At 36.2% G+C, this 19,135-nt stretch carries 21 protein-coding genes and 1 rRNA gene; 7 read left to right on the forward strand and 15 right to left on the reverse strand.

The window, feature by feature from the left end; translation table 11 throughout:
* From L866_RS0106445 to L866_RS0106465, 5 genes are all read right to left on the reverse strand, one after another.
* A 16S ribosomal RNA gene (locus L866_RS0106445) occupies nucleotides 1-172 on the reverse strand; the annotation flags it as partial.
* Between the two features lie 423 nt (nucleotides 173-595).
* Nucleotides 596-2,227, reverse strand: coding sequence for a Na/Pi cotransporter family protein (locus L866_RS0106450; protein WP_025730288.1), 1,632 nt, complete (start codon nucleotides 2,225-2,227; stop codon nucleotides 596-598).
* Nucleotides 2,228-2,506: 279 nt separating this feature from the next.
* Entirely contained in the window at nucleotides 2,507-3,856 is a 1,350-nt protein-coding gene (locus L866_RS0106455) for a glucose-6-phosphate isomerase (RefSeq protein WP_025730290.1), read from the reverse strand.
* Entirely contained in the window at nucleotides 3,856-4,248 is a 393-nt protein-coding gene (locus tag L866_RS0106460; protein ID WP_245578439.1) for a CvfD/Ygs/GSP13 family RNA-binding post-transcriptional regulator, read from the reverse strand. The genes L866_RS0106455 and L866_RS0106460 overlap by 1 nt, the downstream gene beginning before the upstream one ends.
* Nucleotides 4,223-4,807: a peptidylprolyl isomerase gene (locus L866_RS0106465; RefSeq protein ID WP_025730294.1), complete on the reverse strand. Its 585-nt coding sequence runs from the start codon at nucleotides 4,805-4,807 to the stop codon at nucleotides 4,223-4,225. Before L866_RS0106465 ends, L866_RS0106460 begins: the two co-directional genes overlap by 26 nt.
* A 149-nt stretch (nucleotides 4,808-4,956) precedes the next feature.
* Between L866_RS0106465 and L866_RS0106470 the strand changes: the two genes are divergently transcribed.
* Both L866_RS0106470 and L866_RS0106475 read left to right on the forward strand, forming a co-directional pair.
* Nucleotides 4,957-5,424 carry a divergent PAP2 family protein gene (locus L866_RS0106470; protein WP_025730296.1) on the forward strand — a complete coding sequence of 156 codons (468 nt, stop codon included), beginning with the start codon at nucleotides 4,957-4,959 and terminating at the stop codon, nucleotides 5,422-5,424.
* Nucleotides 5,425-5,439: 15 nt separating this feature from the next.
* Nucleotides 5,440-6,426 carry an NAD(P)/FAD-dependent oxidoreductase gene (locus tag L866_RS0106475; RefSeq protein ID WP_025730298.1) on the forward strand — a complete coding sequence of 329 codons (987 nt, stop codon included), beginning with the start codon at nucleotides 5,440-5,442 and terminating at the stop codon, nucleotides 6,424-6,426.
* Nucleotides 6,427-6,481: 55 nt separating this feature from the next.
* Here the strand turns inward: L866_RS0106475 and L866_RS0106480 are convergent, their stop codons facing one another.
* Genes L866_RS0106480 through L866_RS09105 form a run of 3 tightly spaced genes read right to left on the reverse strand, consistent with a single transcriptional unit; the run spans nucleotide 6,482 to nucleotide 8,593 of the window.
* Entirely contained in the window at nucleotides 6,482-7,135 is a 654-nt protein-coding gene (locus tag L866_RS0106480; protein WP_025730300.1) for a TIGR01906 family membrane protein, read from the reverse strand.
* Complete coding sequence (locus L866_RS0106485; RefSeq protein WP_025730302.1) at nucleotides 7,132-7,905, reverse strand: TIGR01457 family HAD-type hydrolase; 774 nt, start codon at nucleotides 7,903-7,905, stop codon at nucleotides 7,132-7,134. The genes L866_RS0106480 and L866_RS0106485 overlap by 4 nt, the downstream gene beginning before the upstream one ends.
* Before the next feature lies 1 nt (nucleotide 7,906).
* Nucleotides 7,907-8,593, reverse strand: a complete 687-nt coding sequence (locus L866_RS09105) for a YutD family protein (RefSeq protein WP_025730304.1) — start codon at nucleotides 8,591-8,593, stop codon at nucleotides 7,907-7,909.
* Nucleotides 8,594-8,833: 240 nt separating this feature from the next.
* On the opposite strand from L866_RS09105, the gene trhA reads away from it, so the two are divergent.
* Nucleotides 8,834-9,481, forward strand: a complete 648-nt coding sequence (gene trhA, locus L866_RS0106495) for a PAQR family membrane homeostasis protein TrhA (protein WP_025730306.1) — start codon at nucleotides 8,834-8,836, stop codon at nucleotides 9,479-9,481.
* 40 nt (nucleotides 9,482-9,521) lie between these two features.
* Here trhA and L866_RS0106500 read toward each other — a convergent pair whose 3' ends face one another.
* From L866_RS0106500 to L866_RS0106510, 3 genes are read right to left on the reverse strand one after another with little or no spacing between them, the layout of a single operon-like run.
* On the reverse strand, nucleotides 9,522-10,304 hold the full coding sequence (locus tag L866_RS0106500; RefSeq protein ID WP_025730307.1) for an epoxyqueuosine reductase QueH: 783 nt from the start codon (nucleotides 10,302-10,304) through the stop codon (nucleotides 9,522-9,524).
* Nucleotides 10,305-10,316: 12 nt separating this feature from the next.
* Nucleotides 10,317-11,615 (reverse strand): adenylosuccinate lyase, encoded by a 1,299-nt coding sequence (gene purB / locus L866_RS0106505; protein ID WP_025730309.1) that lies wholly within the window; start codon nucleotides 11,613-11,615, stop codon nucleotides 10,317-10,319.
* Between the two features lie 29 nt (nucleotides 11,616-11,644).
* The gene (locus L866_RS0106510; protein ID WP_025730311.1) at nucleotides 11,645-12,817 is read right to left on the reverse strand and encodes a pyridoxal phosphate-dependent aminotransferase; all 1,173 of its coding nucleotides are present in this window, start codon (nucleotides 12,815-12,817) and stop codon (nucleotides 11,645-11,647) included.
* A 197-nt stretch (nucleotides 12,818-13,014) separates the two neighbouring features.
* Between L866_RS0106510 and L866_RS0106515 the strand changes: the two genes are divergently transcribed.
* Complete coding sequence (locus tag L866_RS0106515; RefSeq protein ID WP_025730313.1) at nucleotides 13,015-13,761, forward strand: NADPH-dependent oxidoreductase; 747 nt, start codon at nucleotides 13,015-13,017, stop codon at nucleotides 13,759-13,761.
* A 12-nt stretch (nucleotides 13,762-13,773) separates the two neighbouring features.
* On the forward strand, nucleotides 13,774-14,124 hold the full coding sequence (locus L866_RS0106520; protein ID WP_025730315.1) for a tRNA-binding protein: 351 nt from the start codon (nucleotides 13,774-13,776) through the stop codon (nucleotides 14,122-14,124).
* A gap of 55 nt (nucleotides 14,125-14,179) precedes the next feature.
* On the opposite strand, the gene L866_RS0106525 is transcribed toward L866_RS0106520, so the two are convergent.
* The 4 genes from L866_RS0106525 to rapZ all read right to left on the reverse strand — a co-directional run bounded on the left by L866_RS0106525 (nucleotide 14,180) and on the right by rapZ (nucleotide 17,427).
* The gene (locus L866_RS0106525) at nucleotides 14,180-14,524 is read right to left on the reverse strand and encodes a single-stranded DNA-binding protein (RefSeq protein ID WP_025730318.1); all 345 of its coding nucleotides are present in this window, start codon (nucleotides 14,522-14,524) and stop codon (nucleotides 14,180-14,182) included.
* A 68-nt stretch (nucleotides 14,525-14,592) separates the two neighbouring features.
* Nucleotides 14,593-15,537 (reverse strand): DNA-binding protein WhiA, encoded by a 945-nt coding sequence (whiA, locus tag L866_RS0106530; RefSeq protein WP_025730320.1) that lies wholly within the window; start codon nucleotides 15,535-15,537, stop codon nucleotides 14,593-14,595.
* 14 nt (nucleotides 15,538-15,551) lie between these two features.
* Nucleotides 15,552-16,544 (reverse strand): gluconeogenesis factor YvcK family protein, encoded by a 993-nt coding sequence (locus L866_RS0106535; RefSeq protein WP_025730322.1) that lies wholly within the window; start codon nucleotides 16,542-16,544, stop codon nucleotides 15,552-15,554.
* Nucleotides 16,537-17,427 carry an RNase adapter RapZ gene (gene rapZ / locus L866_RS0106540; RefSeq protein WP_025730324.1) on the reverse strand — a complete coding sequence of 297 codons (891 nt, stop codon included), beginning with the start codon at nucleotides 17,425-17,427 and terminating at the stop codon, nucleotides 16,537-16,539. Before rapZ ends, L866_RS0106535 begins: the two co-directional genes overlap by 8 nt.
* A gap of 229 nt (nucleotides 17,428-17,656) precedes the next feature.
* Here rapZ and ald point away from each other — a divergent pair, with 229 nt between their 5' ends.
* Both ald and L866_RS0106550 read left to right on the forward strand, forming a co-directional pair.
* Nucleotides 17,657-18,775 carry an alanine dehydrogenase gene (ald, locus tag L866_RS0106545; protein ID WP_025730326.1) on the forward strand — a complete coding sequence of 373 codons (1,119 nt, stop codon included), beginning with the start codon at nucleotides 17,657-17,659 and terminating at the stop codon, nucleotides 18,773-18,775.
* A gap of 123 nt (nucleotides 18,776-18,898) precedes the next feature.
* A partial coding sequence (locus L866_RS0106550; RefSeq protein ID WP_025730328.1) for a hypothetical protein occupies nucleotides 18,899-19,135 on the forward strand: 237 nt, incomplete at its 3' end.

A 19,135-nucleotide genomic window follows, 5' to 3' on the forward strand; every position in this document is an offset into this window, starting at 1 on the left:
TTTCCGACTGTTATCCCCCACTGATGGGCAGGTTACCCACGTGTTACTCACCCGTTCGCCACTCAGTCCATTCGGTGAGTGCAAGCACTCGGTGAATGAAACTGCGTTCGACTTGCATGTATTAGGCACGCCGCCAGCGTTCGTCCTGAGCCAGGATCAAACTCTCATGAAAGAATTTAATTGCTCATTTGTTTGCCAAAACTGGCGTTGTTATCACTTGTCCGTGATTTTGAATTGTTGTTTTAATTTGCTCCGTCAGAAACAAATTAACCCTACACATTTGGTTCGTCTTTATTGTTCAATTTTCAAAGGTCACTCGTTAATCGCTTACCGCGACAACTTCTATATATTATCACGAGCGTTTTTATCTGTCAAGAACTTTTTGAAATATTTTTCGAAAGTTTTTTAAGATTTGTTTAAAAGTTGTTTAATACTTTTTAACAAAACGTCGTAACGAAGTACAAGAAACATATTATCATAGGGGGTCATACTTGGTCAAGCATTTTTTTGAAAAAACTTTTAAAAAAATAAAAAGCCATTGTCATAATTATCACATTGGCTTTTTATACATTTAATTAATGTTATTTTAAATGGATTATTCTGCTTTAAAACGCCCTTCCATTCGCATCACGCTTTGACAAACATTACGATAGTGGTCACTTATTCGTTCTAAATTAGACAGTAAATCCATAACGAAAATCCCTGATTCAGGAGTTGCAATCCCTTTGTTCATTCGTTCAATATGATGGATTCGAACAGTTTGTTTTAAAACATCCACATCACGCTCTGTTTGAATCGCTTGCTCCGCTTTGTCGAAGTCTCCTTCTGTTAATGCTTCTATAGTTAATCGATAACCATCTTTAACCAAAGCAAAAACTGTTTCCAACTCCGCCATTGCTTGATCGTCCAAATAAGTTTTACTTTTAATTACTTCATCCGCAAAATCTGCAATGTTTTCACTATGATCACTTATCCGTTCAATATCATTCGCAATTTTAAATAGTTCATCAATCATCTCTGCATCTTGGTCAGATAAGCTTTCTTGACTCAACTTCACTAAAAAGCGAATGATTCGTTTTTCAAATTGATTGACTAGCTTTTCACTTGCCATTACACGTTTGACATATTTAGGATTATGCGTTTGACAAGCTAAAATCGCATTGTTTACTGAGCTGCTAGCTTCAACTGCCATATCGTGGAAGGTACGAATTACTCGGTGAACCGCGATACTTGGGGTTGCTAACATCCGTTCATCTAGTTCATTCATATTCTTCGCCTTATGTTCGACTTCATCATCTGGCACAAGAATGCGTACAGCTTTGATAAAATAATTAGCAAATGGGAAAAATATAATAACGTTAATAATGTTAAAAAATGTATGAATATTTGCAATTTGTCTTGGAATATCTGTTGGTGTCAAACTTTCTACAAAAGGAACAATAAAAGGATTTAGTACGACTAAGAAAAGCAGTGTTCCGAAAATATTGAATAGTAAGTGTAACATCGCTACACGTTTTGCCTTACGAGTTGCACCAATACTAGAAATTAATGCCGTCGTACACGTCCCGATATTATCACCGTATATAATATAAACGGCTGCATAAAAAGGTAATAAACCTTGTGCAGCTAAAGCAATCAATACTCCTATTGTCGCACTTGAACTTTGCAATAACACAGTTAACATGAATCCGATGATAATACCAATTAATGGATTACTCGCATTATCGATAATTAATGTTTTAAATTGCGGTAAATCGCCTAATGGTTGTAGTCCATTTTTTAAATAATCCATACCTAAAAAAAGGATCCCAAATCCTAATAGGACATCTGAAAACTCTTTTAGAAAGATACTTTTGTTTTGGTGTCTAAAAATTAACCCTAAAGCGATAGCAAAAGGGGCTAAAAACGTGACGTTTAATGCAACCATTTGTCCAGTGATAGTTGTCCCAACGTTTGCCCCAAGAATAACACCGAACGCTTGACTAAGCTGCATAATACCCGCGTTAACAAACCCGACTACCATGACTGATGTTGCACTTGAGCTTTGAATTAGCATTGTGACAACTGTTCCGACAATTAAAGCCATGAAGCGATTACTCGTCAGCACTTCAATCGATCGCTTCATTTTTTCGCCAGCGACTTTTTGAAGACCTCCACTCATCACTTGCATCCCAAACAGAAAGAGTCCTAATCCTGCTACTGCTTCAATCAATATTGAAAACCACATATTTTGTCTCCTATTTTATATATATTCTTCGTCAATTTGAAAAAGTTATCAATTAATTTTTACTGCATAGCTTATCATTCCTAATAAGCTATTCCCATTTTAACAAAAACATGTTTTAAATTAAAAGGAATTTTACAGCAAAACTTAATTTTATTCCGTTAAATGGATTTAAAAGTCCTCTTAACATACGAATAAAAAGGGGGAAATGACTACTTGTCCTGTTATATCAGAACAACTCTTATATCATTTCCACCCTTAATATTTAGTCTGTTATTACGTTTAATCTAAGTTTTTTCTTAGAGCTTCGCCTAACTCTTCAAATCCTGGTTTACCTAATAAGGCGAACATATTTTTCTTGTACGCTTCTACACCTGGTTGATCAAATGGATTAACCCCATTTAAATAACCAGACATTGCTACCGCTAATTCAAAGAAGTAAATTAAATGACCTAATGAATGAGCATCCATACGTGGGATTTGTACGATTAAGTTTGGTACTTGTCCATCTACATGAGCTAAAACAGTTCCTTGGAAAGCTTGTTTATTTACAAAATCAATTGTTTGACCTTCTAAGTAGCCTAATCCATCTAAATCTTGTTCTGCACTTGGAATAGCCATGTCAACACGTGGTTCATCAACAACTACTACTGTTTCAAATAGGTTTCTTAAGCCATCTTGAACGTATTGTCCTAATGAATGTAAGTCAGTTGAGAAGTTAGCACTTGATGGGTAAATACCTTTTTGGTCTTTTCCTTCTGATTCTCCAAATAATTGTTTCCACCATTCACTAAATAACGCCATTTTTGGCTCATAATTAACTAATAATTCTGTTACTTTTCCTTTGCGATATAAAATATTACGAATCGCTGCATAACGATAAGCATCATTTTCGTTCAAATCAGCTGTATTGTATGTTTCGCGAGCATGAGCTGCACCAGCCATTAATTCGTCAATATCTCCACCACTTACAGCAATTGGTAATAGTCCTACTGGTGTCAATACTGTAAAACGTCCACCAATATCATCTGGAATAACAAATGTTTCATAACCTTCTACATCTGCTTCGCTCTTCAATGCGCCACGTGCACGGTCAGTCGTTGCGTAAATACGTTCTTTTGCCCCTTCAACACCATATTTTTCAATTAATTTTTCTTTAAACACGCGGAATGCTAAAGCAGGCTCTGTTGTTGTTCCTGATTTTGAAATGACATTCACAGAGAAATCTTCGTCGCCAATTAAGTCAATTAAATCATTTAAGTAAGTGGAACTAATTGAATTTCCAGCAAATAGAACACGTGGGAATTGACGTTTTTCTTTAGGTAATTCATTTTGGAACGTATGACCTAAAAATTCAATTGCAGCACGCGCACCTAAATAAGAACCACCAATTCCAATAACAACTAAAATAGATGATTGTTCTTGAATTTTTTTAGCAGCTTGTTTAATACGTGCAAATTCTTCTTTATCATAATCAACTGGCAAGTCTACCCAACCAAGGAAATCGTTGCCCGCACCTGTTTTTTGACGGATATCTTGGTCCATCGCGTTAACCATTGATTGCATTTGTTCAATTTCATGAGCTTCAATAAATGGTTTAACTTTTTGATCATTAAATACTAAATGTTTCATTATTTTTCCTCCTCTATATGTAGTCCATCTTGAATCATGTGTGGCATAGCGAGTGCTAATGCCTCAAATCCATTGCCTTCTTTTTTCTGTTGTTTAGCAGACCATCTTTTAGGATAGTTTGGCGTATTAGTCTTCTTTAGCGATCTGAGTGAAAGGCTAATCTTTCCATCAAACGGATCAACATCAATCACTTGCACTTGAACCGTTTGTCCGACACTAAAACGAGTAGATAAATTATCCACAAAACCGTGGTCACATTCTGATATATGGATTAATCCTTGTTTTTTGTCTTTTAACGAAACAAATAATCCATAAGGTTGAATCCCTGTTATTTTACCTCTTAACGTATCACCAATTTGATATAAACTATTCTTCAATGTCAATCGACTCAATTTTTATATCTTCTAATGGTTTGTCCATTGCATCTCGTTTAGCGTTAGAAATGTTATAAACAACATCCATTGATGAGATAACTTGGCCAAACACGGTATGTTTACCGTCTAGCCATGGTGTTCCACCAGTTGTCGCATATAATTCAATCGCTTCTTGAGGCCAACCCATTTGTTCCATTTGTCCTAACATATTTGAATCAACACGTTGGTTCGATACGATAAAGAATTGACTACCGTTTGTATTTGGTCCAGCATTGGCCATTGATAAAGCACCATTCACGTTAAATAATGCTGTGCTAAATTCATCTTCAAATGAACGACCATAGATTGACTCACCACCACGACCTGTCCCTGTAGGATCGCCACCTTGAATCATAAAATCTGGAATGACACGGTGGAAGATGACACCGTTATAATAACCATTTTTAGCATGCGTTACAAAATTTTCAACGGTTTTTGGTGCATGTTCAGGGAATAATGCAATGTCAATATCACCTAAGTTTGTATGAATAATCGCTCGTGGCGTATGACCACTTTTTATATCTTTTTGTAATACCACTCTCTCACTCCTTTTTTTTCATTATCCTTATTATACTAATAATTTCAAAAAAATAAACGACAAGTACTCAATTAGCAGAAATTGTTGTCATCTCTTAATGAAAAATTTCAATTTCATGTTAAACTAATAAGTAATAAAGGAGTGACATTATGGGGTTATTTTACAACTATCCACTCATGAGTAGTATGATGAGTATTTTTATTGCACAGTTTTTAAAATATTTGTTAACGTTGCTTAGTCGAGATCAAGCGCATCTTAATTTACTAACTTCGACAGGTGGTATGCCTAGTTCACATTCAGCAGCCGTTACTGGATTAATTACAGCACTTGGGTTACAATATGGTTTTGACTCACCACATGTTGCAGTTGCAACAACTTTTGGTGTTATTGTTTTATTTGATGCGATGGGCGTTCGACGTCAAAGTGGTCATCAAGGTGTCTTGCTCAATCGTCTTTTGAACGCTTTGCGCCTTGAAAATCTTTCCCTATTATCAGTGGAAACAGCTGAAACGAAAGAAATTGAACACTATAAAGGACATACTCCTTTGGAAGTTTTAGCAGGTATGTTGACAGGAACTATCATCGCGTACGTCATGCAATTTATTTATTTTCAATAGGAGGTACACGATTATATGTCATTAGAATGTTACGACATTACGATTATTGGTGGCGGTCCAGTGGGCTTATTTGCTAGTTTTTATGCAGGATTACGTCAAGCCAAAACAAAAATTATTGAAAGTCTTCCTCAATTAGGTGGACAACCCGGCATGTTGTATCCGGACAAAATTATTTATGACATTGCAGGTTTTCCTTCAATTTCAGCCAAAGACTTAACCAACAATTTATTAGAACAAATGGATCGTTTCAAACCAACTATTTGTCTTGGTGAAGAAGCTTTCAAAGTAGAAGTCTTAGAAAATAATCAATTTTTAATTCACACACCTAAGCAAACTCATTTAACGAAAACAATTATTATCGCTGCAGGAAATGGTCCATTCCAACCACGGCGTTTAGAAATTGAAAATGCGGCAGTATATGAAGATAAACAGCTGCATTACTTTGTGAATAACATTGAACGTTTTCGTGACAAAGTAGTGACGATATGTGGTGGCGGCGATTCAGCGGTTGATTGGGCTTTAACATTAGAACCTATTGCCAAACATGTCAATATCGTTCATCGTCGTAATAAATTCCGCGCTCAAGAACATAGCGTCGAATTATTAAATCAATCCAGCGTTGATGTATATACCCCATACGTTCCATTAAGTATCAACGGTGATGGTGAACGACTCGAATCCGTTACTTTTAAAGCACCTCGTGGCGATGAGCAATTAACTTTACCTTGTGATGAATTTATTGTCAATTATGGGTTTTCTAGTTCAATTGCCGGTTTAAAAGATTGGGGATTTAATATTGAACGCAATACCATTCCTGTTGATTCACGAATGCAAACGAATGTCCCAGGTATTTTTGCGATTGGAGATATTGCAAGTTATGTCGGAAAAGTAAAAATTATTGCTACAGGATTTGGTGAAGCCCCTCTTGCTGTCAATAACGCAGTAGCTCATATTAATCCAGATAGTAATGTCCAACCAATGCATAGTACGAGCTTATTTTGATCAATAAAAAAGTGTCTTTTCTGTTTCTAGCAGAAGAGACACTTTTTTAATTTTATTATTTTTCATTAACAGATAGTTGTTTTAAATAAAGTTGATATTTCGCCCATAACCAGATTGTTGAAAAACTAATAATTAATACTAATAAGACGAGAAACGCTTCTAACATAAAGAACGTTTCAGGTAAAACTAAAATAATCGGATCTGTTCGAACGTCAAAAATCCATGCATCATTATTAAACAGCAAATGATGGAATGTAACAAAGGCGCGATCAAAATCAAGCGCAATCAAAGTACCTAATATCAATATGCTACCTAAGAAAATACGAATGCCAAATAATAAGCGTTGAAAGAGTTGATGATGACGCACCCAACGAACAAAACAAATGGCAAGCGGAAGACTTAATATAAAGATACTTTGTGCGATTAAAAATAAATATTTTACTTCATAAAAATGAAAACGCCCAGCTTCTGACATCACAAAATCAGGCAAATTTAATGTTTGAATCGTCGGAAATGTTAAATAATTCATCAATAGATTGTAATTATGCCACAACGTTGATTGACTGAGTCCACTAATTTGATCCAACTGAAACCAATCAATTGACAGCCAATATATTGGACGAAACCAAATAACCAAACTGATTGAACTACTTAATACACATAAAATAAGACTGATTAAACCCAACCAAAATATTATACGAGATTTCATGATACCGTCCAGTGTGACAAGTCATCAATAATATATGTGGGTTGTGTTAGCCCAGCAATCGACTCACGTGTTGAAAATCCAGTTAACACCATGATTGTATCCATACCAAAATCAATGCCCGCTTTAATATCTGTCGTATAATTATCACCAATTAACGCAACATCTTCTTTTTGTAATTGCAATTGTTCCAATGCGCCTTCCATAATGACAGCATGTGGTTTTCCCATAATAATTGGTTCTTGTTGAGTCGAAGCCATTAAAAAGGCCATTGTAGCACCTGAACCTGGCATTAAACCTCTTTCACTTGGCAAATTAGTATCTGGATTAGTTGAAATAAATGTTGCTCCCTTACGAATTGCTAATGTAGCCTGAGCCAACTCTTCATAAGTTAAATCTGTCTTATACGATTGAACGACAACATCTGGGTTCTCATAATCTAACTCAAAGCCCGCTTCGATTAACTGAGAACGTACCGCTTCTCCACTTAATGGGAAAATACGTGCTTTAGGATGATGTTTTTTTAAATAATCAATAGTTGCCATCCCGCTCGTATAGACATGAGCTTCAGTTGTATCAATATTATAATTTTTCAAGTGAGCAACTACTTCTTCTGGACGACGTGATGCATTATTTGTCAGAAAAATATATGGAATTTTTAAATCATTCAATTGCTGTATAAAACGTTCTGCCGTTGGAATACGATTTTTACCTAAATAAACGGTGCCATCTAAATCAATTAAAAAACCTTTATATTCTTTTTTAGTATCCATACTATGATCCTTTCGTCTTCTGAATTACCCGGAAACCTTTTTGTTCACGAACGATTTGCTTATTTTCTTGTACATTTTGTTTAGATTTAGTTGGTGTACGTTGTTCTTTTTGCATAATCGTAAATGAAGATTTCCCTGCTTTTTTAGAAGGGGCTTGCCCTTCTTTTTTAGGATATTGCTTTTTAAATTTATTTTTCTTTTTAGTTGCATTGGACTGCGGCACTTTGGCGGTTGGTTGATTTACTTTTTTATCCGCTTGATCAACTTTCTTACGCCGACGTTCTTTTTTCTTACGGAAATTCTCCTTAGGTGCCGGTGTATCTCGTTTCAAAATGAAATAAGAACAACCAAAGTTACAATACTCTGTTAAATAATCTTCCAATAAATTAATGTTTTTATCATTAGTCGCACGTGGATGACGATCTTCATAAAATCCGCGTAAACGCAGTTGTTCAAATCCCCAATCACCTACAATATAGTCATATTTACTTAAAACATCAGCATATCGCAAATTAAAACTTTGAATATCAAAAGACTTGTCTTCATCGCTCTCAAAAATCAAATGATACAAGTCATTTTCAACTTTAATTAAATGCTTTTCTAATTGAACGGCTACGGTTGGAATTTCTTGTTTCAAAGCTGCTTCATCTAACGCTTCTTCTACTGCTTTATTACGTATATCAGTCACGCGTTCAGCCTCCTTTCATTAACTACTCTATCTAAATCGTTTATCTTTTTTTACAATCACATCACTCATTATACCAATGCAATGGTATTGACGCAACTTCTCAACTGAATCCATCACTTTTTAAAATTATAAAACTTTCCTTGCTTTAAACCATTCTTATTCTCTATACTTATAATATAATAATACAGAATTAACTGCACTTAAGTAATCATTTAAGTGTGCGCACCAAAAGGAGAGCTTATGAACAAAATTAAATCCATTCATCACCCCGTACTAGTAGAAGTACTCAATGCTGCCACTCACGGTATTGGTGTCATTTTTGGCATTGTCGGTATGACACTACTCATTTATCGCAATATTATTCATTACCAATATCAAGCCCTATTCGCCAACATGATTTACGGCATATGCTTTATTAGTCTATTTCTTGCATCTACGCTTTATCACTCGTTCAGCTTCACTCCGCTAAAAAAACTAATGCGACGTATTGATCATTCAGCCATATTCTTAATGATTGCTGGTTCATATACACCGTACTGTTTAATTACACTGAACGATACAAAAGCTAAATTATTTTGTCTATTCATTTGGTTATTAGCAATAACTGGAATTGTCATCAAAAACTTTATAATGAATGCTCCAGAATATATCTCTGCTGCCATCTATTTAGTCTTAGGTTGGTTATCCGTGCTACTTTTACCTCGTTTAATCGGTGAACTACCAACTATTTCCGTTCAATTATTATTTGCCGGTGGTGTAGTTTATTCATTAGGAACGCTTTTTTACATCATCAAAAAGTGGCCGATTATGCACGTCGTTTGGCATTTATTTGTTTTAGGTGGTGCAATTTTAATCTTCTGTTCCATTTATATCGCTCAAACACTATAAAAAAAGGTAGGTAAGTGATTCACTCACTTACCTACCTTTTTTATTCATTCGTTTTGATGGAAAAGTTGATGGGAGCCAATTCATCTTGAGCTGGTGGCTCATGTGTTTTTAAATACTCACGAGCGGATTTATTAACTGCTTTAAAATCGACTCCTTGTTGCTTCGCAGAAAATACACAGCCACAATAGCATTGACGATACACATTGTACTCTTCACACATTTCAACGGAACGTAAATACCCTTTATTTTTCTTGAAATCACTTGGTAAATATTTAACATCATAAATTTTTTGAATATCAATACCAATTTTATTGATAAGTTGTGAATTTTTGTGTGGCGATATAGTCAGCGCACTACCAAAATAGTCATAACCTAGAGCAAGCGCCTGTTCGGCAACTAAATCTAGCCGCATCGAAAAACAAGCTTCACATCGTTTACCACCTTCTGGTTCGTGTTCTAATTCTTTTTCTCGAACCATTTGCACAAACTTAGCCGGTTCATACGGCGCTTCAATAAACGACACTTGATTACCCGTTTTATTATTGAAATCAATAATAAACTGTTGTTGAACTAATGCGCGTCGTTCATATTCAGTTCGCGGATAAATATTGGAATTCGCAAAATAAATAGTCACATCAGCAAATTCGGTCAAAAATTCTAAAGTATATGTACTACACGGTGCACAACAACTGTGAATCAAAATTTTTGGACGGCGTTCAGCACCTTCCCATTTTTTTATCATTTGTCTTAGTACACGGTCGTAATTAATTTTTTGGTTTTTGAATTGTTCGAGAATGACGTCAGCAGGTACAAAATTATCCACTATTTACCTCCTCTACCCTTCTATTCCAACCCGTTTGAAAATATCGTCTACATGCTTTAAATGATAGGTTGGATCAAATGCTTGATTCAAATCCTCTTCAGTTAAGACAGCCATAATTTCTGTGTTCGTTTCAACTAATGGACGGAAAGATAATTTCAAATCCCACGCTTTAGCCGTCAGGGGTTGAACTAAGTCATACGCTCGTTCGCGACTTAATCCTTTGTCAATTAAGCTTAACATGACACGTTGACTAAAAATTAATCCAAAAGTCGTTTCCATATTCCGTTGCATGTTATCAGGAAAGACTACTAATTCATCCACAATTCGTTTGAAACGTTGTAACATATAATCAATTAAAATGGTGGCATCTGGTAAAATTACTCGTTCAGCTGATGAATGCGAAATATCACGTTCATGCCAAAGTGTGACATTTTCGTAACTAGTTATCATATACCCTCTCAATAAACGAGCTAAGCCAGAAATATTTTCTGACCCAATCGGATTACGTTTATGTGGCATTGCGCTAGATCCTTTTTGTCCACGATGGAATCCCTCTTCTACTTCGCGTTGCTCTGTTTTTTGTAATCCTCGAATTTCCGTTGCAAAACGTTCTAAACTCGTTGCGATTAAAGCTAACTCACTAACATACTGGGCATGTAAATCACGCGGTAAAACTTGTGTTGAAATAGGTTCTGCACGCAATTCTAATTGTTCGCACACATAGGCTTCAACTGATGGTGGCGTATTTGCAAATGTTCCCACTGCTCCACTAATTTTACCTGTTTCAACGGCCGCTGCGGCTGCATCAAAACGTGTTAAATGGCGGTCTAATTCCGCATACCATGTTGCTAGTTTTAACCCAAATGTGGTCGGTTCCGCATGTACACCATGTGTCCGCCCCATTTGGATAGTATATTTATGTTCTAATGCTCTTTTTTTAATAGAAGTCATTAACTGAACAAGATCCATACGAATAATTTGATTAGCTTGCTTCAATAAATAACCATTAGCAGTATCTACTACGTCCGTGGAAGTTAAACCATAATGAACCCATTTTTTCTCTTCACCTAACGTTTCACTAACGGCCCGTGTAAATGCAACAACGTCATGGCGTGTTTCTTGTTCGATTTCTAAAATGCGTTCCACTTGAAACGACGCATTTTGGCGGAGTAAACGCACATCTTCTGCTGGAATTTCACCCAATTGTTGCCATGCTTCAGCTGCAAGTAATTCGACTTCTAGCCATGCTTGATATTTATTTTCGTCCGTCCATATTTTACCCATTTCAGGGCGTGTATAACGCTCAATCATTCACATCGTCCTTTACATGATCATTAGTTTTATTTATTTATTTGATATTGAAATTGCTTGGTTAGAAATTGTTTTAATCGCTCGACACTACGCTTCAAATCAACTAAAGAAGTGGCATAACTAATACGTAAATATCCTTCCCCACCTGGTCCAAATACAGAACCCGGTAAGACACCTACTTTTGCTTCATGTGCCAAACGCATAGCAAATTCGCGATCGTCGATATCGACATAATCAGGCAGTTGTGGGAATAAATAGAAAGCGCCCATTGGATATTTGATATTAAAACCTAAATCGGCTAATTCTCTTAATAAATAATCACGACGTTCACGATACGACTCACGCATCCGTGCAACATCATCATCACAATCTCTAAATGCTGTCACTGCCGCCAACTGATTTTGAGTCGACCCAATCGCTGCAGTCACTTCATGTGCTTTTTGAACAGCATCTAAATAAGCAGTAGGTGCAGCAATAAAACCGACACGCCAACCAGTCATTGCGTGTGATTTAGACACGCCATTCATTAAAAAGGTTTGCTCTGGTAGAAACTCTGCAATGGTTGTATGTGTTCCTTCATAAAGAAGTTCAGCATAAATTTCATCACTAACAACTAATAATTCAGTCGTTTTGATCATTTCCGCTAATGCTTTTATCTCTTCGCGAGTATATGAAACACCCGTTGGATTACTTGGATAATTCAACATTAATATACGTGCCTTAGGATGGGCGACTAGTGTTGCCTTTAATAATTCCGGTGTTAATTTAAAATCCGTTGCACTCGTATCTACAAAGACTGGTCTTCCGTTATTCATAATCGTTGCCGATTCATACGGTGAGAAAAACGGTGTTGGAATAATGACTTCATCTCCTGGATTGAGTAAAGCCATTAAAATGGACCCAATTCCTTCTGTTAATCCCATGACCGCTGTAATTTGATCCACGTGATATTCTACATGATATTTTCTTTTAATATAATTGACAATTTCTTGACGTAATGGCAAAATGCCTTTGCCTGGTGCATAGCCTGTCATATTCATTTCGATGGCTTCGATTGCGGCCTTTTTAACTAAATCTGGCGCAGGAAAATCGGGCTCACCGACCGTTAACATAATTAAGTCATCAATTTGTCGAAAGTCGATCGTATATTTCAATAATTCAAGCTCTTTTACTTGCTTCGTCAATTGATTTACTTGATGCATTAACAGTCCCCCTTCCGTGATTACTAAAATTATTCAAAAAAATGATTACAGAGAACATAATAACACACTTTTTTGACTCTTTCAGTATGATATCTCTTAGAAATCGATGTCAAAATGAATAAAATAGTTATTTTATGATGTTCCATATATTTTTTGATATACTAAAGTTATATCAATCGAATAAAGGAGTGTAGCCCATGAATCACATGATTAATAAGCAATTAAACCATCGAACGATTCGTTTTTTCAAGGAGCAAGCGGTGCCGGCTGACTTATTGGAACAATTTATTCAAGTGGCACAGCGAACAGCGACAAGTAATAATTTACAAAGTAGCTCGATGATTCGGATCACAGATCCTAATTTAAGACAGCAAATCGCTGAGATTAGTATGCAACCTTATTTAGCTACGGTACCTGAATTATTTATTTTCTTAGTCGATCAATATCGAAACGATCAAATCGCTACGACTAAAAATGGTCACGCCCCAATGATTGGAATGAATTTATTTTTCCAAGGTGCGGCTGATGTTTACTTAACTGCTCAAAACATGGCAACTGCTATTGAATCAGCTGATTTAGGTACAGTGTTCTTTGGGTCTATTCTTAATGATTCAGAACGTTTAGTCGATGTATTAAACTTGCCACCATATACTTTTCCATTACTCGGCTTAGGTTTTGGTTATCCTGATGATCAACCGGAATTAAAACCAAGAATGGCCATGAACCTCCGCGTCGGTGAAAACAGTTACCCGATGACCGATGATTTATTAGCCGACTTAGCTGACTTTGATGAAGAAATGACGACATATTATGATTCTCGTCAAAAAAATAAGCGATCTGACACATTTACAAATCAAGTGGCACAAAAATTAGCGATTCCTCATGAAAAACGTGATGCTATCATGCAAGTAATTGAACAACAAGGATTCCAACTTAAACCATAAAGGAGGATATACATGACAACGATTAAAGCTGATATCACATTAGAGGACTTAAATAAAATAGATATTCGTGTGGGATTAATAGAAGAAGTAAAAGATATTATCGAATCAAAGCACATGATTGCGATGACCGTTGATTTTGGTTCATTCAAACGCACTATCTTAGCTGGAATGAAACAAGAGAGAGAGCATCCGAAAGAAGAACTTGAAGGTAAACAAGCTTTGTTTGTAGTCAATTTACCACCGAAAAAGATGTTTGGTTATGAAAGCCACGGCATGGTTTATGACATCGGTTATGAAGACGGAATTACGCCGGTTCTTGCACAACCTGAATCCTCTGTACCAAATGGCACACGCGTTGGTTAAATAAAAAGCCATCACTCTAAAAAAGAGTGGTGGCTTTTTTGATAGTCATCCTGTATTAAAAAACAAATGCGTCTTCTGATTCCTTCGTTTCTCTAGGTTGCAAGAAGGTCACTTCATCCACAACCATTTCAACGGAATATACTTTCTCATCTTTTGAATTAATGTATTGGCGCGATTGCATCGTGCCTGAAAGACCTACCAAATGCCCTTTCTCGACATATTGATGGATTAATTCTGCTATTTCCCCCCACGCTACAAATGGAATGAAATCAGCCGTTTGATACTCTGACTCTCGTTTTCTTTGAACTGCAATTGTATTATTTAAAACTGATCGCCCTTGATTAGTTTGTCGACATTCAACTGGTCGTGCGAGGCGTCCAATTAATTGAATATGATTCATTTTTTATCCTCCTTTTTTGATCTACTTATATAGATGCATAAAAAAGAAAGATAGATTTTTTTAAATAACTATTCTTTATTTTCTCGTTCGCGTCGGATTTTGTCCGCCCATTCGTTTAGTTTACGGAGTCGATGATTGATGCCCGATTTGGAGATAGGTCCGTCTTCAATATACTGTCCCAATTCCGTTAATGTCATATCCGGTTCGGCTAAACGAATCTTAGCCATTTGTTGTAAGCGAAGTGGTAATTGATCAATGCCAATCGTTTCGTCAATCAATTGAATGTTTTGAATTTGTTGAGCCGCTGCTTTTGCCACTTTATTCAAATTCGCTACTTCACAGTTAACCAATCGATTCGCCGAATTACGTAAATCTCTCACAATTCGAATGTTTTCAAACATTAATCGGGCATTGATTGCTCCAATTAAAGCTAAAAAATCACCAATTTTCTCAGCTTCTTTAATGTACACAATTGATCCATTTCGTCTTTCAATCGTTCGTGCTTTAAATTCATATAAATCGAGCAATTGCTTTAATTCCTCGCTATGTGTTTCATAATTCGAATAAATTTCCAAATGGTAACTCGAACTTTCTGGATTATTAATTGATCCAGTCGCTAAAAAAGCTCCCCGTAAGTATGATCGACGTAATTCGGGATCATTTCTCAAGTGTTCGGGAATGTGATGATTAATTTGCATGCCATCCATAATATCCAATTCACTTAAAATCATACTAGCTTGTGACGTCACACGAACGATATACACATTATTTTTCTTCAGCTTCATTTTACGTCGAACAAGCAACTCGCTATCAATTTGAAAAACATCTTGAATTAAAGAATATAAACGACGCGCAATCGCCGCATTTTCTGTTTGAACGTTTAATATAAATTGTCCATTGTATAAACTAATCGCACCATTCATCCGAATGATTGCTGCTAATTCTGCCTTAGCATGTGCGGGATGAACCGGAAGGCGTGTTAATTCGTTTTTTGTTTCGCTGGCAAATGACACTTAACCCCTCCGTTCTATTCATAGCTTTTTGCACGCGAAATAATACGATGCAATTCATCAACCACTTTTTCTCCATCATGAAAAACACCTTTATCTGTCACATCTAAGAAATCGGCTGAAATCACACGACATCCTTCTGCGCGCAATCCTTCAAAGTCATCACCCACTTGATAGAGGTACTCCCCATTCTCAATTGGATTGATATGTGTTTCAGGAACCGGTTCATTATTGACTAATACTGTATCAATAAACGGTTGCTTTAAATGACGATGTAATACACGTACATGATCAGCATCTGTAAAATGCTCCGTTTCGCCCCATTGCGTCATTATATTACAAATATAAACAATTTCTGCTTCAGTTTCACAAAGTGCTTGTCCCAAATTACCAATCATGACATTGGGTAAAATACTCGTATACAAGCTTCCTGGTCCCAATACAATCATATCGCTTTCCATAATGACTTGAATAACTTGTGGATTAGCAACAGCTTCTTCTTGTGTATCGGATGTTTTAACATATACATACTCAATCGGTTTACGATGCGTGGCAATTTTTGATTCGCCGACTCCTAATGTGCCATCTTTAAATTGTGCATATAATGTGAGAGGTTCTTCACTGGCCGGATATACTCGGCCATTAATACGCATCATATCATTCAATAAAACGACCGCATCAAAAATATTTCCCTTCATTTCAGTCAAAGCCGCAATAATTAAGTTACCAATCGCATGTCCAGCAAAGAACTGATCGTCCGAGTCGAATCGATACTGAAAAATATCTTTTTCCAAATCCGGTAAATCCGATAGTGCTGTTAAACAATTTCGAATATCTCCTGGTGGGACAACATTGACATAATCACGAATTACGCCACTACTTCCTCCATCATCGGCAACCGTCACAATCGCCGTGACATCCGCATGCGTTTTTCTTAATGCACGCAATAATACGGGTAAGCCTGTTCCACCACCAATTACTGCGATTTTAGTTTGAGATCGATTAATCATTTATTTTTGCCTCCCGTTTACGCCGTTCATGATCGCGATGATACATTTTGACCGGATAACCCAAAGCCGCAATATCCCGACCTGCTCGCTCGGCAATCGCAATCGACCGATGTTGTCCACCTGTACAACCAATCGCAATCACTAATGATTGTTTGCCTTCTTTTTTGTAACCAGGGAGACAAACATAAAGTAAATCCATTAATTTACGATAAAATTGTTCCGTTTCTGGTTGTTTCATCACATAATCATAAACCGGTTGATCCATCCCGTTTAATGGACGTAACGTTTCAATATAAAATGGGTTCGGTAAAAAACGAACATCCATGACAATGTCCGCATCAATTGGTAACCCGTATTTAAAACCAAATGAATACACTTGGACTGTAAATTGATGATCGGATTGATCACCAAACGTCTGCATAATTTGCTCGCGCAATTCTTTTGGCTTTAATTCCGTCGTATCGATAATTTTTTGTGCTCGTGTGCGAATATCTTGTAATAGACGTCGCTCTTCTCTTATTCCCTCAATTAAACGACCATCTGGTGCTAATGGATGACTTCGCCGTGTTTCCTTATAACGTGACACTAATTTCTTGTCACTTGATTCTAAATATAAAATTCGCGTCGTTACAAATGATGTGTTATCTAGATTATTAACGACATCTAATAATTCATCAAAAAACACATGCGATCTTAAGTCAATAACGAGTGCAATTTTAGTTAGTTTGCCTGACTCTTTAACTAATTCCCAAAATTTTGGCATTAAACTTGGCGGCATGTTATCAATACAGAAATAGCCCATATCTTCAAACGATTGCATCGCTACGGTCTTACCTGCACCACTCATTCCTGTAATAACGATCAAATCTAAAGCATCGCCCATCTTCTTTCCTACTTTCTATTCCTTTATCATTTACTCTAAGACAGTATACCATAAAACCTTTAGCTCTTCTCATGTCATCTCTTCTTAAAACCTTACTTAAAAGACTACACTAACTTGTATTATATTTTAGTATTTCTTCAATTTGTAAGTCGTATTCATTTTTGTTAAAATAAGTATATGATAAAAACTTTCATCATTTTTTAATGATTTAAACATTTGGAGGGATTTAATGGTATCAATAGGTATTCCAAAAGAGATTAAAAATAATGAAAAAAGAGTTGGCATGACGGCACAAGGTGTATCTGAACTTATTCGCTTAGGCGCTACAATTTATGTTGAACAAGACGCCGGGATTGGATCAGGTATAACAAATGAAGAATATATTGAAAATGGTGCAATCATTAAAGAAACGGCTGAAGAAGTATGGGCGGCAGATATCGTCGTTAAAGTAAAAGAACCGCAACCAGAAGAATATGGCTTCTTCCGACCTAATCTAACAATCTATACTTATTTCCATTTGGCGAACGAACCAAAACTTGCTCAGGCATTAAAAGAAAATCAAGTAACGGCTATCGGTTATGAAACAATGGTAGGCCCTAATGGAGATTTACCTTTATTAACACCAATGAGTACCATCGCTGGGCGATTAGCTGTTGAAACGGCTTCTCACTTTTTAGGTAATCAATATGGAGGTCAAGGTATATTAATTGGCGGTATCCCTGGTGTGAAAAATGGTAAAGTCGTTATTATTGGTGGAGGAACAGCTGGTAGAAATGCTGTGCAAACTGCTCTAGGTTTAGGTGCACATGTAACCGTACTCGATATAAAAATGGAAACATTAACTGAAATCGAACAACTATACGGCAAAGAAATCGTCACTTTGATGTCTAATCCAACTAATATCGCTGAAGCAGTTAAAGATGCTGATATTGTAGTCGGTACCGTATTAATTCCTGGTGCAAAAGCCCCTAAATTAGTTACTGAAGAAATGGTCAAATCCATGAAACCTGGAAGTGTTATCGTAGACGTAGCTGTCGATCAAGGAGGTATTTTTGAAACAGAAGACCGCGTGACTACTCATGATGACCCCGTTTATATCAAACATGGTGTCTTACATTATGCGGTTGCAAATATGCCAGGTGCAGTAGCTCGTACGTCAACCATTGCATTAACGAATGTGACTTTACCTTATCTCATGACGATTTTACGTGACGGATTAGAAGAATCGATAAAAAATGATTCAACGATTCAAACAGGTATTAATACGTATAAAGGACATATTACAAATGAAGCAGTAGCTACTGCTCTGGATATGACGTCAACAGAAATTCTAACGTTAATCCATTAATTTATACTAACTACCCAAAAATAATAAAAAAATAATGACAAAAAAAGAGGTTCCAATTAATATGATATGCTCCCCCTAAAGTAGACACTTGAAAAAGTAAAACTATTTTAGGGGGAGTTTTTCATGCGTAAAAATAAACGTTATTCAGCTAATGAGTTAATGTATTTTATTGATCTCTATTTAATCAGTGGAATATCCTATGCAGAACTACAGGAAAATTATGGCTTAAAATTAAATAATAAAAACTTTCGAAAGTACCTTAATAAGTATAGAATACATGGGCCTTCGGCTTTAATATCGAAAGGTAGCAATAACAATTATTCTGAGCAGTTTAAAAAGAAAATTATTGAGGAATGTTTG

Origin of the sequence: Atopobacter phocae ATCC BAA-285 (assembly GCF_000526675.1) — a bacterium.
In the GTDB taxonomy this organism is placed as follows: Bacteria; Bacillota; Bacilli; order Lactobacillales; family Aerococcaceae; genus Atopobacter; species Atopobacter phocae.